Annotated in this window: 19 protein-coding genes and 1 tRNA gene; 11 read left to right on the top strand and 9 right to left on the bottom strand. The window is 58.2% G+C overall.

All coding sequences use genetic code 11. From position 1 onward, the window contains the following. Positions 1-6: 6 nt before the first annotated feature. Positions 7-888 (top strand): hypothetical protein, encoded by an 882-nt coding sequence (locus tag AZE99_RS03070; RefSeq protein WP_156472078.1) that lies wholly within the window; start codon positions 7-9, stop codon positions 886-888. Between the two features lie 3 nt (positions 889-891). On the opposite strand, the gene AZE99_RS03065 is transcribed toward AZE99_RS03070, so the two are convergent. Continuing rightward, a complete protein-coding gene (locus AZE99_RS03065; RefSeq protein ID WP_067197987.1) occupies positions 892-1,323 on the bottom strand; it encodes a hypothetical protein in 432 nt (143 codons plus the stop codon). Positions 1,324-1,818: 495 nt separating this feature from the next. Then, positions 1,819-1,893: transfer RNA gene (locus AZE99_RS03055), tRNA-Thr, on the bottom strand. 131 nt (positions 1,894-2,024) lie between these two features. Here AZE99_RS03055 and AZE99_RS16230 point away from each other — a divergent pair. Continuing rightward, positions 2,025-2,177, top strand: coding sequence for a hypothetical protein (locus AZE99_RS16230; RefSeq protein WP_197460238.1), 153 nt, complete (start codon positions 2,025-2,027; stop codon positions 2,175-2,177). 9 nt (positions 2,178-2,186) lie between these two features. Here the strand turns inward: AZE99_RS16230 and AZE99_RS03050 are convergent, their stop codons facing one another. Then, complete coding sequence (locus AZE99_RS03050; RefSeq protein WP_067197984.1) at positions 2,187-2,678, bottom strand: acyl-CoA thioesterase; 492 nt, start codon at positions 2,676-2,678, stop codon at positions 2,187-2,189. A gap of 57 nt (positions 2,679-2,735) precedes the next feature. Then, complete coding sequence (locus AZE99_RS03045; protein WP_067203236.1) at positions 2,736-4,517, bottom strand: aminopeptidase P family protein; 1,782 nt, start codon at positions 4,515-4,517, stop codon at positions 2,736-2,738. A gap of 101 nt (positions 4,518-4,618) precedes the next feature. Between AZE99_RS03045 and AZE99_RS03040 the strand changes: the two genes are divergently transcribed. Beyond that, positions 4,619-6,685: a S9 family peptidase gene (locus AZE99_RS03040; RefSeq protein ID WP_067197982.1), complete on the top strand. Its 2,067-nt coding sequence runs from the start codon at positions 4,619-4,621 to the stop codon at positions 6,683-6,685. Next, the gene (locus tag AZE99_RS03035) at positions 6,682-7,089 is read left to right on the top strand and encodes an acyl-CoA thioesterase (protein WP_067197980.1); all 408 of its coding nucleotides are present in this window, start codon (positions 6,682-6,684) and stop codon (positions 7,087-7,089) included. The genes AZE99_RS03040 and AZE99_RS03035 overlap by 4 nt, the downstream gene beginning before the upstream one ends. Here the strand turns inward: AZE99_RS03035 and AZE99_RS03030 are convergent. From AZE99_RS03030 to hemC, 3 genes are read right to left on the bottom strand one after another with little or no spacing between them, the layout of a single operon-like run. Next, on the bottom strand, positions 7,086-8,054 hold the full coding sequence (locus tag AZE99_RS03030; protein WP_067197979.1) for a hypothetical protein: 969 nt from the start codon (positions 8,052-8,054) through the stop codon (positions 7,086-7,088). The two genes, AZE99_RS03035 and AZE99_RS03030, sit on opposite strands and share 4 nt — an antisense overlap. A gap of 45 nt (positions 8,055-8,099) precedes the next feature. Further along, positions 8,100-8,786 carry a uroporphyrinogen-III synthase gene (locus tag AZE99_RS03025; protein ID WP_067197977.1) on the bottom strand — a complete coding sequence of 229 codons (687 nt, stop codon included), beginning with the start codon at positions 8,784-8,786 and terminating at the stop codon, positions 8,100-8,102. Further along, positions 8,783-9,736, bottom strand: a complete 954-nt coding sequence (gene hemC, locus AZE99_RS03020; protein ID WP_067197975.1) for a hydroxymethylbilane synthase — start codon at positions 9,734-9,736, stop codon at positions 8,783-8,785. Before hemC ends, AZE99_RS03025 begins: the two co-directional genes overlap by 4 nt. Positions 9,737-9,780: 44 nt before the next feature. Between hemC and tsaD the strand changes: the two genes are divergently transcribed. The 3 genes from tsaD (at position 9,781) to AZE99_RS03005 (ending at position 13,410) form a co-directional block, all read left to right on the top strand. After that, positions 9,781-10,815: a tRNA (adenosine(37)-N6)-threonylcarbamoyltransferase complex transferase subunit TsaD gene (gene tsaD, locus AZE99_RS03015; protein WP_067197974.1), complete on the top strand. Its 1,035-nt coding sequence runs from the start codon at positions 9,781-9,783 to the stop codon at positions 10,813-10,815. Beyond that, complete coding sequence (locus AZE99_RS03010) at positions 10,812-11,807, top strand: NAD(P)H-dependent glycerol-3-phosphate dehydrogenase (RefSeq protein ID WP_067197972.1); 996 nt, start codon at positions 10,812-10,814, stop codon at positions 11,805-11,807. Before tsaD ends, AZE99_RS03010 begins: the two co-directional genes overlap by 4 nt. 79 nt (positions 11,808-11,886) lie before the next feature. Next, positions 11,887-13,410: a lipopolysaccharide biosynthesis protein gene (locus tag AZE99_RS03005; protein ID WP_443027795.1), complete on the top strand. Its 1,524-nt coding sequence runs from the start codon at positions 11,887-11,889 to the stop codon at positions 13,408-13,410. Here AZE99_RS03005 and AZE99_RS03000 read toward each other — a convergent pair whose 3' ends face one another. Further along, a complete protein-coding gene (locus AZE99_RS03000) occupies positions 13,411-14,409 on the bottom strand; it encodes an adenosine kinase (RefSeq protein ID WP_067197970.1) in 999 nt (332 codons plus the stop codon). Positions 14,410-14,516: 107 nt separating this feature from the next. Here AZE99_RS03000 and AZE99_RS02995 point away from each other — a divergent pair, with 107 nt between their 5' ends. Beyond that, positions 14,517-15,197, top strand: coding sequence for an EI24 domain-containing protein (locus AZE99_RS02995; RefSeq protein ID WP_067197968.1), 681 nt, complete (start codon positions 14,517-14,519; stop codon positions 15,195-15,197). Between the two features lie 5 nt (positions 15,198-15,202). Further along, entirely contained in the window at positions 15,203-15,571 is a 369-nt protein-coding gene (locus AZE99_RS02990; RefSeq protein ID WP_082788439.1) for a hypothetical protein, read from the top strand. On the opposite strand, the gene queG is transcribed toward AZE99_RS02990, so the two are convergent. Further along, positions 15,557-16,612, bottom strand: a complete 1,056-nt coding sequence (gene queG / locus AZE99_RS02985; protein ID WP_067197965.1) for a tRNA epoxyqueuosine(34) reductase QueG — start codon at positions 16,610-16,612, stop codon at positions 15,557-15,559. The genes AZE99_RS02990 and queG overlap by 15 nt on opposite strands. A gap of 44 nt (positions 16,613-16,656) precedes the next feature. On the opposite strand from queG, the gene AZE99_RS02980 reads away from it, so the two are divergent. Continuing rightward, a complete protein-coding gene (locus AZE99_RS02980) occupies positions 16,657-17,619 on the top strand; it encodes an ABC transporter ATP-binding protein (protein ID WP_067197964.1) in 963 nt (320 codons plus the stop codon). Beyond that, positions 17,616-18,815: an ABC transporter permease gene (locus AZE99_RS02975; RefSeq protein WP_067197962.1), complete on the top strand. Its 1,200-nt coding sequence runs from the start codon at positions 17,616-17,618 to the stop codon at positions 18,813-18,815. Before AZE99_RS02980 ends, AZE99_RS02975 begins: the two co-directional genes overlap by 4 nt. The last annotated feature ends 105 nt before the right edge of the window (positions 18,816-18,920 follow it).

The following is an 18,920-nucleotide window of genomic DNA, read 5'->3' as shown; positions in this document are numbered from 1 at the left end:
TTTAATGTGCGAATTCTCTCAATATTGACGATGAGTTTGACGCTGTTCGCGTTTCCCGCGCTAGCCGCAGAATGTCAGCCGGAGTTTGTTGATAAATCGCAAACTGTAGTGGTTTCGGGCATCAAAATAGGGCCCGGCGAAGCCTCTCGGGAGAATTTTTCTATCCGGGTCCGCAATGATGGCTCGAGCCCCTGTTCGGCTTCGGTGAGATTCGCCAGGCTGAATGGTTCGGCGATTTCCGAAAATCTCCAATATATGTTGAGATCGGGGTCGACCAGCCTGTCCATCCTGCCGTCAGAAAGCGCTACCGGAACCTCGGCGAGCGATCTGTTCATTCCGAACCTGCCAAAATCGGATAACGGCCGCAATGTCCCCTTCATTCTAACCGTTCCAAGCGAGTGGGGAATCAAAGCGGGGTTTCACAGCGAACAGATACAGTTGAACATGATTGATCCTTCCGGTGCTGTGACCGACACGATGCTTTTGACGATAAATGTCAACATTCCGTCGGCTGTGAGCATCCGGGTTGTGGGAGCTACCGGATCTGGCGAGGTTGCGCGCATTAACCTTGGTGACCTGAATGCTACGGAAGTTAGCAGATCAGATCCGTTCGGGGTCAGAGTCTGGAGCACCTCGGCCTATCTGGTCACCTTCAGGTCCGAGAATGGCGGAGATTTGCTGCATGCCAACGGGCGTGACAGAATACCTTACCAGTTACGAATGGACCAACATATCGTCAATTTGGGGGGCAGCAATCAGTTTACCTTCAGCGAGCACACTTCATCGCTAGGGCAGATGCACGCGATGCGGGCGCAGGCTGGCCCAGTGGCCGGCGTGCGCGCGGGGCACTATGATGACCGGGTTACCGTCACCGTCACTGCTGTCTGATGTTTAGAGGGCTGTAACTGCAAAACTGAGCGCGATCGGACCCTCAACATTATTTGCACGAATGGTTATCGGCACGTAACCGAAACGTGCACCCGACCGGAATGCAACCGAGGAGAATCCACTCGCTGCAAGCTCTGAAGGCACGCCGCCATAGGTCAAATCAACTTGCTCACCGCTGAGCAAAGGCCGATGATTGGCCAGAACATGAAACCCACGAGAGCTATTGCAATATTCCTGCACCTGACCTGTAATCATGTTGGTCGTCTGATCGATAATAAAATCCGAGGCTTCTAGATCACAAATCACCGGTACAGTGACGCCCACCGAGAAGCCTCCCGAATCGTTAGGCGCTGCATGGGCGGGGAGCGCGAATAAAGAGCCGCTTATAATTGTTACCGCGATGGCAATTGGTCTAAATAACGGCGATTTCAGCATTTAAATTCTCCTGATATCACTGCCACTAGCACGGCAGGTTTCAACCGTTCCTTTGTGAAGATAGTTAATGGGCCCTTAAGGAATAGTGCGGTCAAAGTGGGTCGGGACCGTCGTGAAGGCGTTTCGCTGGCCTGAACCGTCACCTGACATGTGGCATGCACTGGCTAAGCGCCGTCCATTTGCTCAGGCTTTATCTGGCGTTGCTGAATTCTCTTGCGGAACATTATTCACTGAAGTTTCAGCCTGATTTGATTCAACAAATGCGGGCGAACCAAGAGATTGATATCCTTGTTTTGAAACGAATAAGCAGTTCGGAATATCTCACGAATTCTAAAGAAGGTGAATCATTCTGAGAAACGTTTCTCGATTTCGAAGCGGATATGAGCGCGTTTCACGCAGGACCATAGCGCGACAAAGCGACTGATCAAACCACCCATCGCGTACCCACGCTTGGGCACTCCCCGTAGGGAAAAGATTTTCACTAAGCTAAACAAATGGTGCTGCTAGAGAGAATTGAACTCTCGACCTCGTCATTACCAATGACGCGCTCTACCACTGAGCTACAGCAGCCGGACCATTTTGATGCGCTGGCGATAGCCGCCACATCGGGCGGTTTCGACCGAACCGAGGCGCTAAGACCAAATGCTTGCGATCTTGTCAAGCGGAGTTGCGTTTTTCATGAGATAATGCAATCAGACGCCATGCCAAAACCCCAGCCCAAATCAGAAAAATTACGCAAGGAAGCGGAGAAAGCCGAGCGCCTCGCCGCGCAGCTGCGGGGCAATCTGCGTCTCCGCAAGGCACAGGCAAAGGAAATGGTGCCTGGCGATACCGACGCAAAGCCGCAACCCTGAGGTTCGACCCTAGGCGTTGACGACTGCCCGCTCCGGCTTGATAATCTCGAAATCGCTGACCGCCTCGATGAATTTCGCAGATACCGGAGATACCTGCTCTGTCGCCGGGTCAAACCAGACATAGGTCAGATTGACCACATTGAGCAGTTCTTCCCCGCGCAGCAGATGCACCAGCAGGGAATAGCTGGTCCGGCCAAAGCGGGTGATACGCACCGCGATGTCGAGCAGATCATCGGCCTTTGCCGGTGCACGATAATCGACATCGGCGTGGCGCACCCAATTGTCGCCGCCAAAATGCCGCGTGAAACTGCCGAGCATATCGCGTTCGTCCCGCGGCCTGTCCGCCGCTACCAGGGCGCGCATATATTCGGTCATGCCGACATCGGCAAAGGCGAGATAATGGGCATTGAAGACAATGCCCTGTAAATCGCATTCGGCATAGCGTACACGCATCGGTGTGATCAGGCGAAAGCCTTCGCGAGGGTTTTTCTGTTCTTTCATGGCGCTGGCTCTTTCCCCACCACCGCTGGCCTGTCAACCGGCTTTGCCGCAACCGGTTCAGAGCGGCCCGGTTTGCGCCTCCAGCCAATTCAGCGCTTCGCCTTGCAGCTGTGGCGCAATCAGCGCGCGCACCTTGGCATGATAGTCGTCGACCCACTGGCGCTGGTTCTGCGACAACATGGCAACCTCAATCAGCTTGCGCTCGAGCGGCGCGAAGGTCAGCGTCTCGAATCCAAGCATGGTCTGTTCGCCGCCCTCGATCTCCCGCTCCTCGACGAGGAACAGATTCTCGATGCGGATTCCGAATTCGCCCGCTTTATAATAGCCCGGTTCGTTGGACAGGATCATGCCCGGCTGCAAAGCCTCGCTCAGGCCGCCGGAGCTGGCAATCCGCTGCGGTCCTTCGTGGACGGACAGATAGCTGCCGACGCCATGTCCGGTGCCGTGGCCATAGTCCACGCCATCGGCCCAGAGATATTGCCGCGCCAAAATGTCGAGCTGCCCACCGGTCGTGCCCTTGGTAAACACCGCCTGATCGAGAGCGATATGGCCCTGCAGCACCTGGGTGTAACGCTTGCGCATTTCGGCGGTCGGTTCGCCGACTGCAACCACGCGCGTGACATCGGTGGTACCGTCGAGATATTGCCCGCCGCTGTCGACGAGATAGAGGGAGTTTATTTCGATCGGCTGATTGGTCTCGTCGTTCACGCTATAATGCGGCAAGGCACCGTGATCACCGGCGGCAGAAATCGTGTTGAAGGAAAGATCCTTGAGTTCCGGATTCTCCTCGCGGAACTGGCGCAGTCGCGCCGCCGCCGATAATTCGTCCAGTTCGCCCTTGGGCGCTTCGTTCGCCATCCAGTGCAGGAATTTGGTCAGCGCTGCGCCGTCGCGCTTCTGCGCGGCCTTGTGACCGGCAATTTCGGCTTCATTCTTGATCGCCTTGGCAAGGATGGTCGGGTCGCGATCCTTGACGATCGTGGCTCCGGCATTGTCGAGCGCCTCGAAAATGGCGGCAACAGAGCGTTCCGGATCGACCGCAACGGTTTTGCCGGTCATTTCGGACAAGGCATCAGCCAACTCGTCATAGTCGCGGATTTCGACATGATTGCCGAGATGTTCGCGCACCGCGTCGGTCAGCTTCTCGGGCGCGACAAACAGGGTTGCTGTTTCGTCGGCCCGGACGATTGCATATGCCAAAGGCACCGGCGTGTTGGCGATATCCTTGCCGCGGACATTGAAAAACCAGGCGACCGAATCCAGCGCCGCGATCACGGTGGCATCATAGCCCTTGTCCTGGAGCCATGCCGCGACATCCGCCCGCTTGTCGCGCGCCGATTTGCCAGCATATTGATCGCTATGGACGGCGAGCTTCTCCGGCGAACGCTGCGGCTGGTCTTCCCAGACCGCATCGATCGGATTGTCTTGCACGGCGATCAGTTCGGCGCCGGTCTTGGTCAGCGCCTTGCTTGCAGTCTCCGCCCATTCGCGGGTGTGCAGCCAGCTATCATAGCCGATCCTGGCGCCCTTTGGGGCATTGGCAGCCAGCCATTCATGCGGTTTCTGATCCGCTACATTGACATATTCGTAGAGCTTTCCGTCGACCTGATCCCGGACCTGCACGACATAGCGGCCGTCGATAAACATCGCCGCCTTGTCTTTCAGCACGATAGCCGAACCGGCCGAACCGCCAAAACCGGTCAGCCAGCCCAGCCTTTGCGCATATTCGCCGACATATTCGCTCATATGCTCGTCACAGATCGGCACGACAAATCCGTCGAGACCGTCTTTTTGCATTTGTTCCCGCAACGCCTTGAGGCGGGCTTCATATGTAGACATCAACATCGGCGAGCAAACTCCTTGAATAAGCTTATAGGGGAACACATAGGGGTTCCGAGACCCATTCGCCACCTAAATCCGGCCGGAGATATAGAGAGAATATGACCAAAAAGCTGACTCGTCCGCCATTTGCAGAACAGCGTCCCCATAGTTACGAGCGGCACGGATATGTCGTCGATGACCCGTGGCACTGGCTGAAAGATGGGCGATATCCGGTGGTCGAGGACCAGGATGTGCTCGCCTATCTGAACGCAGAGAATCAATGGTTCGAGCAGAATATGGCGGACCGCAAGAAGCTGACCCAGTCGCTGTTTCAGGAGATGAAGGCGCGGATCAAGGAAGAGGACAGCACGGTCCCGCAAAAGGACGGCGACTGGCTCTACTGGAGCAAGTTCGAGGAAGGCATGCAATATCGCCAGCACTGGCGCAAAGCGGTTTCGGGCGGCGAGGACCAGCTGATGCTGGACGAAAATGTCCTGGCCGAGGGCAAGGAATATTTCCGGCTGGGCGCGGCGTCAGTGTCGCCCGATGGCCGCTTGCTGGCTTATTCCTATGACGATAACGGCTCGGAACGGTTCGAGGCCCGGATCAAGGATCTGACCAGCGGAGAGCTGTTGCCCGACGTCATCCCCGGCACCTTGTCGAGTCTGGTCTGGTCGGCCGACTCCAAAATGCTGCTCTACGGGCTCGCCAATGAACAATGGCGCACCGACAATGCCCGGCTCCACGTTCTGGGCAGCGATATTGCCGACGATGTAGAACTATATCACGAGGAGGATGAAGGTTTTCGCGTCGGCATTGGCCTCACCCATTCGGAAAAATATATCGCCATAGCAACCGGCGATCACGAAACCAGTGAAGTGCGGCTGGTGCCAACCGCCGATCCGCTGGCCAAACCGATATTGGTATCGGCGCGTCAGGCCGGCCGCGAATATGACGTCGAGGAACATGACGGCACGCTCTACATCCTGACCAACGACGACCATGTGAATTTCCGGCTGGCCACGGCACCGCTTGCTGACCCGGACAACTGGACGACACTCATCGCCGGATCGGACGAATTTTACCTGACGGACGTCTGCACCTTCAAGGATTTCTACGTGACCGAAGGCCGGGAGAACGGGCTCGATCAGATAGAAATCCGGAGCTATGATGATCCGGCCCAGATCGAGCGCATTGCCTTTCCGGAAGACAGTTATAGTGCGGGCCTGGATAGCAACCCCGAATATGATGTCGACAAGCTCCGGCTCAGCTATGATTCCATGGTCACGCCGGACACGGTCTACGATTACCATCTCGCCGACAGATCGCTCGAAACGCTCAAGGTGCAGGAAATTCCCTCGGGCTATGATGCCAGCCAATATGTCACTGAGCGGCTGACGATCGAGGTACGCGACGGCACGATGGTGCCGGTATCGCTGGTCTATCGCAAGGACACCAAGATCGACGGCAGCGCCCCGCTGCATCTCTATTCCTACGGCGCCTATGGCTATGCCGTGCCCCCGAGTTTCTCGACAACGCGGCTCAGTCTGGTCGACCGTGGGTTTGTCTATGCGATTGCGCATATCCGCGGTGGTGATGATCTCGGCCGCAACTGGTATCTCGACGGCAAGCTGACCAAGCGGACCAATACGTTCAACGATTTCGTCGATGTCGCCAGGGGCCTGATTGCCAGGAACTATACCAGCGAAGGCAGGATCACCGCCTCGGGCGGCTCCGCTGGCGGCGAGTTGATGGGCGCAATTGTCAACAGCGATCCCGGTCTCTGGGGCGCCATCGTCGCCCATGTGCCCTTTGTCGACGTGCTCAACACGATGCAGGACGAAAGTCTGCCGCTGACCCCCGGCGAATGGCCCGAATGGGGCAATCCGATCACCGACAAGACGGCGTTCGAATATATCCGCAGCTATTCGCCCTATGACAATGTGAGCGCGCAGGATTACCCGCCGATGCTGATCACCGGAGGGCTCAACGATCCGCGCGTCACTTATTGGGAACCGGCCAAATGGACCGCCAGGCTGCGCGCAACCAAGACCGATGACAATATCCTGCTGCTGAAGACCAATATGGGCGCAGGTCATGGTGGTAAATCGGGCCGCTGGAATTCACTGGAAGAAACGGCGGAGGAGTTCGCCTTCATTCTCTGGCAGATGGGCTTGGCCGAGTGAACCCGCCGGAAACAGCCTTCTCCCTCTCGATTATCGCTCAAGCGGAAGACATAGACGAACTTGGTCATGTCAATAACGCGGTCTGGGTACGCTGGATTCAGGACATGGCGACGGCGCACTGGAATGCGGTCGCGCCGCAGGACGCCATTGATCGCTATATCTGGGTCGTGACCCGGCACGAGATCGACTATCGCGGCAATGTCGGGGTCGGCGAAACCGTGACCGGGAAAACGTGGATTTCAGAACCGCCCCGCGGCGCGCGTTTCTGGCGCAATGTCAGTTTCACCGGGCCTGATGGCAAGGTCAAGGTCGGAGCGAAAACCAACTGGGCGATTATAGAGCGAGCCAGCGGACGGCCGGTTCGTGTGCCCGCTGATCTGGCGGAGCTATTTCTGAAGGATTAAGGCGCTGGTATCGGGCTGGAGGGCGCCAGCGGAGAGGGTTGGTCTACCCGTTCCCCTTCGGCAGTCCGCAATTGTTGTGGTTCCAGGATCGCTGCCGTTTCAATGACGTCCAGCGCGCGCCGCGCTTCGTTATAGCGCCGGGCCTTTTCCATCCATTTGAGAAATTCATCATCCTTGTCGGCGCCGGCCAGCTTCTCGATTTCCGCGATTGCCGCGTCGACATTACCGGTTTCGACATAGCGTTTCGCACGGATCAGGCGCTGTTGCGGCGCCGGTGACGGAGTACCTTGACGGCGGATTACGAACAGTTCGGACAGCTCCCGCTGAAAATCGGTCCAGAAGCCTGCACCGCTTGAACCGGTCATTAGCGCCGGTCCCAGTTCGTCCAGTCCCGCGGACAGTTCTTCCAGCGTCACCGGTTCGCGAGAGGCGTTGACAATCGTCGTCACCGCCTTGGGCTGAGCGTCGCCAAAACGCAGCCGCAACTGGGGATCGATATAGCCAAGCGGCGATCCGCGATCCAGCGCACGACGCGCGGCAAAGGCGATCAACAGCCCCTCTGCTCTGGCAGCATTGCCCGAGGCGGCCTGCGCCTGCACATTGATCCGTGACAACCGGTCTTCCAGATCGGCGACGCGGACCGCAAGCGCGCGCTCCAGATCAGGTGTAAGTGTCGCAACGGGGGAATCGTCGGCTGACTGTGCGGGCGCTGGCAAGACGCTGCCGTCAGCGTCGATTCGGCTGGCAAGGGCCGTCGCCGGGTCAGGATTTGCCGCTGTGCCGTCGCGATTGGCAACCGCTGCGGCTTCCGTCTCCGAAGCGCTGTCAAAGGGATTGTAGCGGGACAATAGCCATCCGGTCAGGATCACACCTCCGATGAACGCCACCACCATCAAAATCAGTACGTTGCGAGTCAAATTGCTCTTGCCATTGATTGGCGCAAGCCTTTCATAATCCCGGCTCATTCGGGTTTTCCTTCCCGGCCCGGCCCTGTGGCGAACCAAATTCTCTCATTCATTCCGGCATAGGCGGCTCGCCAGAGACAGTAAAGACTCGTCATCCGGACGAGCCGCGATTTGAATGCTTCTCCATCCCTGCCCCACCGCTGCCGCTACTTTAGCGGAAAATACCACAGCATGATGGCGGCTCTTCTTAATTTGCAGCCGATCCAGTTCCGCCACAAGATGTTTCGCCGCACGCGCCGAGTGGATCAGGACAACCGTTTCCCCCTCCAGACAAGCAGCGGCCTTCTCGCCCAAAGCGATTGCGCGCGAGCGGTATACTGGAACAATGTGCAATTGTCGGTCCACTGAATCGAGCACGCTATGCTGCTCGCCAGCCAGCCACAATATGCTGCGGTAGCGGTCCCCTGTCAGCTGGTTCAACAATTGCTGCCCGCCGGATTCACCTGTTTGCGCAATGGTAAACCCAGCATCTCCTGCGGCCTGGGCGGTTGCCTGGCCGACTGCCAGAACCGGTAGTGATTTATATGCGTCCAGCTGAGCACCGGCATATGTCACTGCATTTGCACTCGTCAGCAGCAATGCATCAAAATCCTGCGCAGCCGGTCCAGACCAGACAATCGGCTCGACGGTGAACAGGGGATCTACAACCGGATTCAATCCCAGATCCTTCGCCCGCCGCTCGGTCTGCAGCGCGCCGTCGAGCGGCCGCAGGATCAGCAGCGGCAGCGTCATCGGCCAAATACGGCCTTCAACTCTGCGCTCGCCTGACCCAGAAGCTTGTCCGCCAGATTGCCGGGAGCAGCAACATCCCCGGTATCAAAGCTGGAACTACCCGCGACACATTCCGAACCATCCGGCAATAAAATCTCGGCCCGCAAATGGATGGTCGCGCCATCAATCGTGCCCAGCGCAGCAACCGGACTATGACAATCTGCGGTCAATTGTTCCAGAAACAGCCGTTCGGCAATAACCGCACGAAATGTATTCGTCGACGATATGGCGTGCATAAGCCTGCGGACATGAGGGTCATCGGACCGCGCTTCTATCCCGATCGCGCCCTGCGCCGGCGCGGGAAGCATGACATCCTCGGAAATATCGCTTCCCACATCCTCCATGTCCAGCCGGTTCAGGCCAGCAGCAGCGAGCAGGGTTGCATCATATTCGCCGTCATCAATCTTCTGCAACCGGGACTGCACATTGCCGCGTATCAGCCTGATATCGAGGTCGCTTCTCAGCCGCAGAAGCTGTGCCTTGCGGCGCGGAGATGCGGTGCCGACGATCGCGCGCTCGGCCAGAGCGTCAATCGAATCCGCTCCGATCAGCCGATCGTGGATATCAGCCCGTTCCAGCATCGCCGCGAGAATGAACTCCCCAGGCCGGATGGTTTCTACATCCTTCATACTATGCACTGCGCAGTCAATCTCGCCATCGCCGAGGGCGCGATCAAGTTCCTTGGTCCACAGCGCCTTGCCGCCAATTTCTGCCAGCGCTCGATCGAGAATCCTGTCGCCGCTAGCAATCATCGGCACCAGTTCGACCTGATCGGGTCGCCAGCCATGGGTGGCCAGCAACGCATTGGCGGTCATTTGCGCCTGTGCCATTGCAAGCGGGGACTGGCGCGTACCGATACGCAAGGGCCGGTCCAGCCCGGCAAGAATCTCTTTTTTGGCGTTTTCATTCATGATAGCGCTTGTCCTAATGGCTTGAGCGCCTAAGTAAAAGCGTCATGAGCCTGATCTTGGGAATTGAATCCAGCTGCGATGAAACGGCAGCCGCGCTAGTCACGTCTGATCGGGAGATTTTGGCGCACAAATTGGCTGGGCAGGAAGCGGAACATGCGCCTTATGGCGGAGTGGTCCCCGAAATCGCCGCTCGCGCCCATGCCGAGATTTTGACACCGCTGATCGCAGAGGCACTCGAAGAGGCTGGAAAATCGCTCGATGATGTGGACGCGATCGCCGCCACCGCCGGCCCCGGCCTGATTGGCGGGGTGATGGTCGGGCTGGTCACTGGCAAGGCGCTGGCGATGGCGTCGGGCAAGCCCCTGATCGCCGTCAATCATCTCGAAGGCCACGCGCTGTCGCCGCGACTGGTCAACGCGGATCTGGCCTTTCCCTATCTGCTGATGCTGGTGTCCGGTGGCCATTGCCAGATATTGCGCGTCGAAGGCGTTGGTCAATATCGGCGGCTGGCAACCACAATCGACGATGCTGCAGGCGAAGCGTTCGACAAGACCGCGAAAATATTGGGCCTCGGCTATCCCGGCGGCCCCAGGGTCGAGGCCTTGGCGAAAAAAGGCGATCCGAAGGCTGTCCCCCTGCCCCGCCCACTGATAAAATCGGCCGAACCGCATTTCTCCTTTGCCGGGTTGAAAAGCGCCGTCGTGCGCGCGCATCAGAGCGGCGCGCACAGGCCCGAAGATATTGCCGCGTCTTTTCAACAGGCGGCGGTCGATTGCCTGCGCGACCGTCTGGAAAAAGCGATAGCAGAACAGGAACGCTGCGCACATTTGGTCGTCGCAGGAGGGGTGGCTGCCAATACACCGATCCGCACGATGCTCGAAGAGGTTGCACAAGAGAATGACATGGCCTTTACCGCGCCACCGCAATGGCTGTGCACCGATAATGCCGCGATGATTGCCTGGGCGGGCGTCGAACGCTTTGCAGCCGGTCTCAGCGATCCACTGGATTTTGTCGCCAAACCACGCTGGCCGCTCGATCCGACGGCAGAAAAAGCGCGCGGCGCCGGGGTGAAGGCATGACTGTTGCGACAGCTAAAATTGGCGTCATCGGCGCGGGTGCCTGGGGCACGGCTCTGGCACAGGTCCTTTCCGAGGGTCAGGACGAGTTGTTACTGTGGGCCCGCGAAGCGGAGGTTATCGACCAGATCAATCGCACCCATGAAAATAAATCCTTTCTTCCCGGGCACCGTCTTCGTGACAATATCCGCGCGACGCAGGATTTAGGCGCAATGGCGGCCTGCGATGTGCTGCTGCTGGTCACGCCGGCACAACATCTACGCGCCACCCTGCAGGCGCTGCCCGATTCCGGCGCCGCGCTGATCTTGTGCTGCAAGGGAATCGAAGCGCGCAGCCGCTTGCTGTTAAGCGAGGTTGCCAAGGTCGTGCGACCGGATAATGACCTCGCGGTCTTGTCCGGTCCGACGTTCGCCCATGAAGTGGCGCAAGGCCTGCCAACCGCATTGACGCTGGCGTGCGAAAGCGAAGCGCTTTGGGAGCGGCTCAAACCGCTGATCGCCAAGCCAAGTTTCCGGCCTTATTATTCCGACGACATCGTCGGCGCGGAAATCGGTGGTGCGGTGAAGAATGTGCTGGCGATCGGCTGCGGTGTGGTCGACGGAGCGGGGCTGGGGCAGAATGCCCGCGCATCGCTGATCAGTCGCGGCTTTGCTGAAATGCTGCGCTATGGCGCAGCGCGCGGCGCCCGGGCGGACACGCTTGCCGGGCTGTGCGGCCTCGGGGATCTGGTGCTCACCTGTTCCTCGACCAGCTCGCGCAATTTCTCGCTCGGCAAGGGGTTGGGAGAAGGCCGGTCGGCCGAGTCGTTAATGTCGGACCGGACAACGGTTGCCGAAGGCGCATCCACGGCACCGGTCCTGCAGCAGGATGCAAGAGCGCGCCAGATCGACATGCCGATTGTCGATGCCGTCTGCGCCCTGCTGGGCGGCAAGGCTGATGTTCAGTCTGTAGTCACCCGGCTTATGAAAAGGCCGCTGGTTTCCGAAAGCAGATAGACCGGCAAGCCATGATGATGACAAAATCTCCAAACTGCTATAGACAGCCATCCCTGAAACGGGCCAGCCGGAGAGCGATTTGAACAGTCCTGAACCATCAGGCACGGCTGGTGCGAAGCCACTTGATGGCGACACGCAAGCTGAAAAAAGCAAGGACGATATTGCCGCGCTGGCCAAAGGCGGACGGACCAATATATTCGGCTTTCTGCTGCGCCTTGCCGCGCGCCTGCCCTTCCTGTTTATCGCCGGTCGAATTTATGGTGCGGAAGCGCTGGGACGTTTTGCCTATGCAATATTGGTGGTAGAATTTGCCGCCCAGCTAGCAACCCTCGGTCTCAAACGCGGGCTGGCGGCACAATTAAGCAAGACCCAGAGGCCCCATGTTCATGTGGTGTGGGACGGTCTGCTGGTCAGCTTTCTCGCCTCTGCACTAGCGGCTGGCATATTGATCGCCTTTCCGTTCATCATGTTCCCCAATAGCGAAATCAACGGACTCGACCGGTTTTTGCCATTGGTCATTTTCACTGTCGTCGGAGCGGATATTGCTCTGGCTGCTCTCGCCTATCGTTACGACATTGCCTCGACGGTACGCGCCCGGTCGATTGTCGAGCCCTGGACAATCAGCATCGCCGCATTTCTCTTTTCCTATTATTCGCTGCGCGACGGACTGATCCTTGCCTATGTCGTGTCGATGATCGCGGCGCTGCTCGCTTCGCTTTGGCCCCTGTTCAAAAGCTATGGCCTGCCCCATGGCTGGCGACCGGAACCGCTGAAAATTGCGAAAATCGCCCGGCGGAACATGCCGCTCGCCGCTGCCGACGCTGCCGAATGGGGATCGCGCCGTCTCGACCTGGCCATTCTCGGCCTGTTTGCTTCACCCGCGATCGTCGGTATTTATTATATCGCCCAGCAAGTGGCGAGCCTGCCGCAGAAACTCAAGACCAGCTTCGATCCAATTCTCGGCCCCGTCATCACCCGCAATCTTGAGGCGGGCAATATGAAAGCCATTGCCAGCCAGGTGAGCCAGGTTGGTTACTGGATCATTGCCGCGCAAATAGGCATTGCGCTGGCTCTGGCAATCCCGGGCGAAGCGGTCATGGGACTGGTCGGGCCAGGTTTTGTCGGCGGAACCGGCGCCCTGGCCTTCCTGCTGGCGGCCGAAGCCGTGGCTGCAACCGCCGTGGTCAGCGAATCAGCGCTGGTCTATATCGCCCGCCACCGCAATCTGCTGATCTCGCTGTCGATGCTGCTACTGCAAGCCGCGCTCAGTGTCGCCTTCATCCAGATCTGTATCTATCTCGACCTGGGACCATTGTTTCAGGCTGCTGCGGTGGCGGCTGCCCTGATGGTTGCGCTTGCTTATGCTTCGGTGGTGAAAGCCATCTTCCTGTCAAAGCTGCTCGACGCCCCGGTCAACGGCTGGCGCTGGACCCTGATGATCGCCGTTTTCGTCGCCAGCGCGATCGGCTATCTCGCAACTTATCTGCCCGAATGGGCGGAATTGATCGTCGGCATTCCGCTGATCCTCGGCAGCTATGCCTGGGTCATTTGGAAATGGGGCTTCGGCCCGGAGGACCGGAAGCTTTTCAAGATGAAAGGCTGATCAGCCTAACCGGGTCTTGACCAGTTCCTTCAAATCCCCTTCCGGACGGGCGCCATAATGGGAAATGACTTCCGCTGCGGCGACCGCGCCAATGGTCAGACATTCTTCCATCGGGCGCTGCTCGATATAGCCGCTCAGGAAGCCGGCTGCGAAAAGGTCCCCGGCGCCGGTCGTGTCTACGATATGGTCGACGGGTTCCGCAGCAACGGCAGTCGTCTTGTCATCACGAACCGCGATCGCCCCTTTTTCGCTTCGCGTCACCACCAGCGTTTCCACTTTGGCAGCCGTTTGCGCAACCGCAGAATCGAAATCTTCGGTTTCGTTCAGCATCAGGATTTCTGCCTCATTGGCAAACAGGATGTCAATCTTGCCATTGTCAATCAGGCCGACAAATTCTGCCCGGTGCCGATCGACACAAAAAGTATCGGACAGGGTGAAGGCGACCTTGCGGCCATGTTGCTTGGCAATATCGATTCCCAGAGCCATGGCGGCCTTGGGTTCGTCTGCATCCCACAAATAGCCTTCAAGATAGAGGATTGCGCCGCTGGCGATCAGATCGGCATCGACCGCAGCCGGTGGCAGAAATTGCGATGCGCCGAGAAAGGTGTTCATCGTCCGCTGTGCATCCGGCGTGACAAAAATCAGGCAGCGCGCAGTCGGTGGCTCTTTGCCCAGCGGCGGCACGTCAAAATCAATCCCGGTCGCGCGAATATCATGGGCGAAAACTTCGCCGAGCTGATCGTCAGCGACTTGCGCGATCAGCGCACACTGACGGCCCAATGTGGAGGCACCGGCCAGAGTATTGGCACCCGAACCGCCACTAATTTCCCGTGCGGGTCCCATGTCGCGATATAATTCCTGCGCCCGCGTAGCATCGATCAGCGCCATGCTGCCCTTAACCAGCTGCTCCTCGTCGAGGAAATCGTCGCTGGACTGGGAGATTACATCGACAATCGCATTGCCAATGGCGACGATATCATAGCGGGCTTCGGTGGTCATAAAAATCCTCTTGCGGCAGTTTGCATGGTTCGGGGTGCGTTAGGGGTTAGGCTGTGCACCATCAAGCAGAATTGACGCTGGCTTGGCAATCGTGACATGAAGCAGAAATGATACAGGCATTCACACGCGCTCTGGCGCAGCTCACCGACCGGTCGATATTGGCGATCCTGTTGAAGGTCATCCTGCTCACTATCCTGCTGTTCGCTCTATTCGGTGTGGCGGCCTATTTCGGACTGCTGTGGCTGTTCGCCTGGCTGGACTGGTCCAATGGCGGATTTGCCGCCGCAGCCGCAGCGGCGATCATCGCGATTTTAACCGGGCTTCTGTTATTCCGGATCGTCGCCATTTTCGTGCTCAACATCTTTTCGGACGATATCGTCGATGCGGTCGAGCGGCGTTATTATCCGCAGCGGGCGGAAATGGCCAAACCGCCGGGCTATGGTATCGGTATCAAAATGGGCCTCGCTTCGGCTGGTCGCGCGCTGGGCTATAATATTCTTGCAGCGCCGGTCTATATATTGCTTCTCGTGACCGGCGTCGGCGTTCCGATCGCCTTTTTTGCGGTCAACGCTATCTTGCTGGGCCGCGATCTGCAGGACATGGTCGCAGCCCGACATGTCACTGATTACCGCAATCTCGCGGCGGAATGGAGTCTGCCCAAGGTCCAGCGTTTCTTTCTCGGCCTGATCGCCGCCCTGTTGCTCGCCATCCCCCTGGTCAATTTTCTTGCGCCGGTTTTGGCAGCCGCTATGGCGACTCATCTGGTGCATGGGAAAAAGAGAGTATGATCCGCATGAAAGCCAAATTTCTTGTTTTGCTCGGCCTGCCGGCGCTGGCCGCCTGCGCCTCGACCGCCACGACGACCGGAAGCACCGGCCTGCCTGCCGTTTCGGGATCGCCGCTCAGTTCCGTGGCAGGACTGGATATCGTCATGGGCAAGACCGCCGACCAGCTGACCCGCCTATTCGGCAATCCCCAACTCGACATATCCGAGCCGCCGGCGCGGAAACTGCAATTTGCCAGCGGCGCCTGTATCCTCGACGCCTATCTCTACCCGCAGGAATCTGGCGGAAGCCAGCGGGTGACGCATATCGACACCCGCCGCAGCGACGGCGCAGCGGTCGACCGGGTCAGCTGTGTCAATGCGCTAAGGTTGCGCTGACGCCAGTTGATCGAGCGCCCAGCCAGCCGCTTCCCGGACCACTTCATCATCATCGCCCAGCAGCGCCTGCACCGGCGCAACCAATGCGGCATCCCCGCTATTGCCAGCGGCGATAAGCGCATTGCGCACCATTCGGTTGCGGCCGGTGCGCTTGATCGGCGATCCTGAAAACACCTGCCGGAAACCGGCATCGTCGAGCGACAATATATCCACCAAAGCCGGGGCAGCCAGTTCGGCGCGCGGCAGGAAGGCCTTGTTCGCCGACCCCGCTTGGGCAAATTTGTTCCACGGACATACCGCCAGACAATCGTCACAACCATATATATGGTTGCCGATCGCCTTGCGATATTGGTGCGGGATCGGCCCTTTATGTTCGATCGTCAGATAGGAAATGCAGGCCCGGGCATCGAGCTGATAAGGCGCGGGAAAGGCGCCCGTCGGACAGATATCCTGACAGGCAGAACAACTACCGCAACTGTCCTTTCCGGGCTTTGACGGTTCCAGATCAAGGGTCGTGTAAATCGCGCCGAGAAACAGCCAGCTGCCATGATCCCGGCTGACGACATTGGTATGCTTGCCCTGCCAACCCAGTCCAGCGGCTTCGGCGAGGGGCTTTTCCATCACCGGCGCAGTGTCGACAAAAACCTTCACTTCACAGTCGGCCTGTTCAACCAGCCAGCGGGCGGTCCGCTTGAGCGCGCCTTTCACGACATCATGATAATCCCTGCCCTGCGCATAGACCGAAATGCGACCGTGATCGGAGACTCCTTCGAGTGCAAAAGGATCGGTAGCCGGCGCATAGCTCATGCCCAGCATGACAATTGTCTGCACATCGGGCCACAATGTTGCCGGATCGGACCGCTCGTCCGCCCGGCTGGCCATCCAGAGCATGTCCCCCTGACGGCCTTCACCGAGCCATTGCCGCAGACGCTGTCCTGTTTCCGGCCCCAGCCGAGCCGGGGCGATGCCGACCGCAGAAAAGCCCTCTTCCAACGCCTTATTTTCCAGCGCTTTGGTCAATCTTAACTTGTCATCCGGCATAGGCTTTCCCTATCAAACACTCCCGTCACATATGAAAGCTGTAAATGCACGCGCCCCATTCCGAATTTGCCGTCGAGGCTCGCAATATTGTCAAAAGATTTGATGGCGAGACCGCCGTTGATGGCATTGACCTGACGATCAGGAAAGGCAGTATATTCGGGATATTGGGACCGAATGGCGCGGGCAAGACCACGACCTTGCGAATGCTGCTCGGTATCATCGATCCCGATGAAGGCGAACGCTTTCTGCTCGGATCACCGGAACCGATATCGAAAGCGCACCAGGTCGGCTATCTTCCCGAGGAGCGCGGCCTCTACCAATCGATGAGAGCCTATGATGCGATTGCCTTCATGGGCGCTCTGCGCGGACTGCCGCTGGCCGAAGGCCGCAAGCGCGGGCGCCGGATGATGGAAGATCACGGCCTGGGCGATGCGGCCGACAAGCAGATTCGCCAATTATCAAAGGGCATGGCGCAAACGGTGCAATTGCTTGGCACTCTGGTGCACGCTCCCGATCTGATCATTCTTGACGAGCCATTTTCCGGTCTGGACGCGCTCAACCAGGGCAAGCTGGAGCGGTTGATCCGCGATCAGGCCGACAAGGGCGTCACGATAATTTTCTCGACCCATGTGATCGCTCATGCCGAGCGCCTGTGCGAAGAAATCGCCATTATCGCCGATGGAAAAATTCCGTTCAAAGGAAAGGTTTCGACGGCGCGCGACCGGCTCCGTCCGCAAGTGCATCTCGAGACGCGCAATCTTGATGGCCCCTGGCGCACGGCTATCCCTGCAGACTGCAAACCGCTCGGTCACAACTGGCATTTCACTTTGCCGGAAAGCGGCGTTGAACCCTTGCTTCACGCCCTTGTAGAAGGTGGTGCCGGCATCGAATCCCTGTCGATCGAGCGCCCCGGTCTGCACGATGCCTTTGTCCAGATCGCTGGCGAAGCGGCTGCCCGGAAGATGGATGAAGATGCCAAAACCAACAATATGGACGAAGCCGCATGATCGAAACCATCCGCGCTGCCTTTGTTATCGCTCGCCGTGATTTCACCGCGATCATATTCTCCAAATCCTTCTTTTTCTTCCTGCTGGGCCCGCTGTTTCCGCTCGGAATCGGGATCGCTGCTGGAGGACTGGGATCGCAAGTGTCCCGGGACATTGACAACCCCGTCATCGGTGTCGCAATCAGCTCTGACGAAGCGGACATATTGCTCGCAGCACGATCGCGCCTATCCCAGAGCCTCGGTGCAGATGCGCTGCCCGAGCTGGTCCTGCTGAAAGATTTTTCAGGACAAGAAGCAGATATTGTTGCGGAATTGCGCAGCAAGCAATCCTATGCCGCAATCCTGTCAGGAACGCTGGCTGCGCCCGTGCTGACCGGTTCCAGCGGCGACGTCAAACGGTGGCAGGGGAAAATAGCGCTGCTTGCGGAAACCGCCCTGTCACAACCCGCTACGGTGAATGTCGCCGCAAGATTTGTGACCCAGACCAGCAGTTCCAGCGAACGCAATCAACTGCTGACAGCGCAGGCGGGTCAGGCAATATTGATATTGCTGACAATGATATTGGCGGGCATGGTTCTGTCCAATCTGGTCGAGGAAAAAACCAACAAGATCATCGAAATCCTGGCCGCGGCCATCCCGATGGATGCGATATTTCTCGGCAAGCTTTTCGCGATGCTGGGAATGGCCCTCGTCGGAATCGCCGTGTGGGGCACGATAGGATTTTCGATCATTGTTCTGATTGGCGGGAATTGGAATGCCTTGCCCCCGCCCGCCGTCGGCTGGCCCTTATTCGGCCTGTTGCTGGTTCTCTATTTTTCGATGGCTTATCTGCTTCTCGGCTCGCTGTTTCTCGGGATCGGCGCGATGGCAACTACCGTGCGCGAGGTACAAACCCTCTCGATGCCGGTCACCATGGGGCAACTGCTGGTCTTCTTTCTCGCTTATTCCTCGATCACCAAATTGGGTGAACCGATGGAATGGTTTGCGGTGCTGTTCCCGTTCAGCTCGCCTTTCGCGATGATCGCGCGGGCGGCGCAGATGGACAATATCTGGCAGCATGGTCTGGCCCTGATCTGGCAGGCTGTTTTCACCATGATCATCATCCGCTTTTCGGTGATGCTGTTCCGTCGCAATGTGATGAAATCGGGACAAGCGGCGCGCAAAAAAAGCCTGTTCGCGAGAGTCACCGGAAAATAACCTTGGGATTCACGCCATTTGCCGAAAAGACATTGACATTACTGTCAATAGCGGCAGATTGAACAAGTTTTGAAACGCAACCGATTGCTGAAAGCAGCAACGGCA

The organism is Sphingorhabdus sp. M41, from assembly GCF_001586275.1.
In the GTDB taxonomy this organism is placed as follows: Bacteria; Pseudomonadota; Alphaproteobacteria; order Sphingomonadales; family Sphingomonadaceae; genus Parasphingorhabdus.
This window is presented reverse-complemented; position numbering and strand designations above follow the sequence as displayed.

Bases quoted from the DNA above. Each gene is read 5' to 3' on its own strand.
- AZE99_RS03010 (WP_067197972.1), top strand. From the start codon at position 10,812: ATGACTGTTGCGACAGCTAAAATTGGCGTCATCGGCGCGGGTGCCTGG.
- AZE99_RS02995 (WP_067197968.1), top strand. From the start codon at position 14,517: ATGATACAGGCATTCACACGCGCTCTGGCGCAGCTCACCGACCGGTCG.
- AZE99_RS02980 (WP_067197964.1), top strand. From the start codon at position 16,657: ATGCACGCGCCCCATTCCGAATTTGCCGTCGAGGCTCGCAATATTGTC.
- tsaD (WP_067197974.1), top strand. From the start codon at position 9,781: ATGAGCCTGATCTTGGGAATTGAATCCAGCTGCGATGAAACGGCAGCC.
- AZE99_RS02990 (WP_082788439.1), top strand. From the start codon at position 15,203: ATGAAAGCCAAATTTCTTGTTTTGCTCGGCCTGCCGGCGCTGGCCGCC.
- queG (WP_067197965.1), bottom strand. From the start codon at position 16,612: ATGCCGGATGACAAGTTAAGATTGACCAAAGCGCTGGAAAATAAGGCG.
- AZE99_RS03025 (WP_067197977.1), bottom strand. From the start codon at position 8,786: ATGACGCTGCCGCTGCTGATCCTGCGGCCGCTCGACGGCGCGCTGCAG.
- hemC (WP_067197975.1), bottom strand. From the start codon at position 9,736: ATGAATGAAAACGCCAAAAAAGAGATTCTTGCCGGGCTGGACCGGCCC.
- AZE99_RS03045 (WP_067203236.1), bottom strand. From the start codon at position 4,517: ATGTCTACATATGAAGCCCGCCTCAAGGCGTTGCGGGAACAAATGCAA.
- AZE99_RS02975 (WP_067197962.1), top strand. From the start codon at position 17,616: ATGATCGAAACCATCCGCGCTGCCTTTGTTATCGCTCGCCGTGATTTC.
- AZE99_RS03065 (WP_067197987.1), bottom strand. From the start codon at position 1,323: ATGCTGAAATCGCCGTTATTTAGACCAATTGCCATCGCGGTAACAATT.
- AZE99_RS16230 (WP_197460238.1), top strand. From the start codon at position 2,025: ATGCCAAAACCCCAGCCCAAATCAGAAAAATTACGCAAGGAAGCGGAG.
- AZE99_RS03050 (WP_067197984.1), bottom strand. From the start codon at position 2,678: ATGAAAGAACAGAAAAACCCTCGCGAAGGCTTTCGCCTGATCACACCG.
- AZE99_RS03030 (WP_067197979.1), bottom strand. From the start codon at position 8,054: ATGAGCCGGGATTATGAAAGGCTTGCGCCAATCAATGGCAAGAGCAAT.
- AZE99_RS03000 (WP_067197970.1), bottom strand. From the start codon at position 14,409: ATGACCACCGAAGCCCGCTATGATATCGTCGCCATTGGCAATGCGATT.
- AZE99_RS03040 (WP_067197982.1), top strand. From the start codon at position 4,619: ATGACCAAAAAGCTGACTCGTCCGCCATTTGCAGAACAGCGTCCCCAT.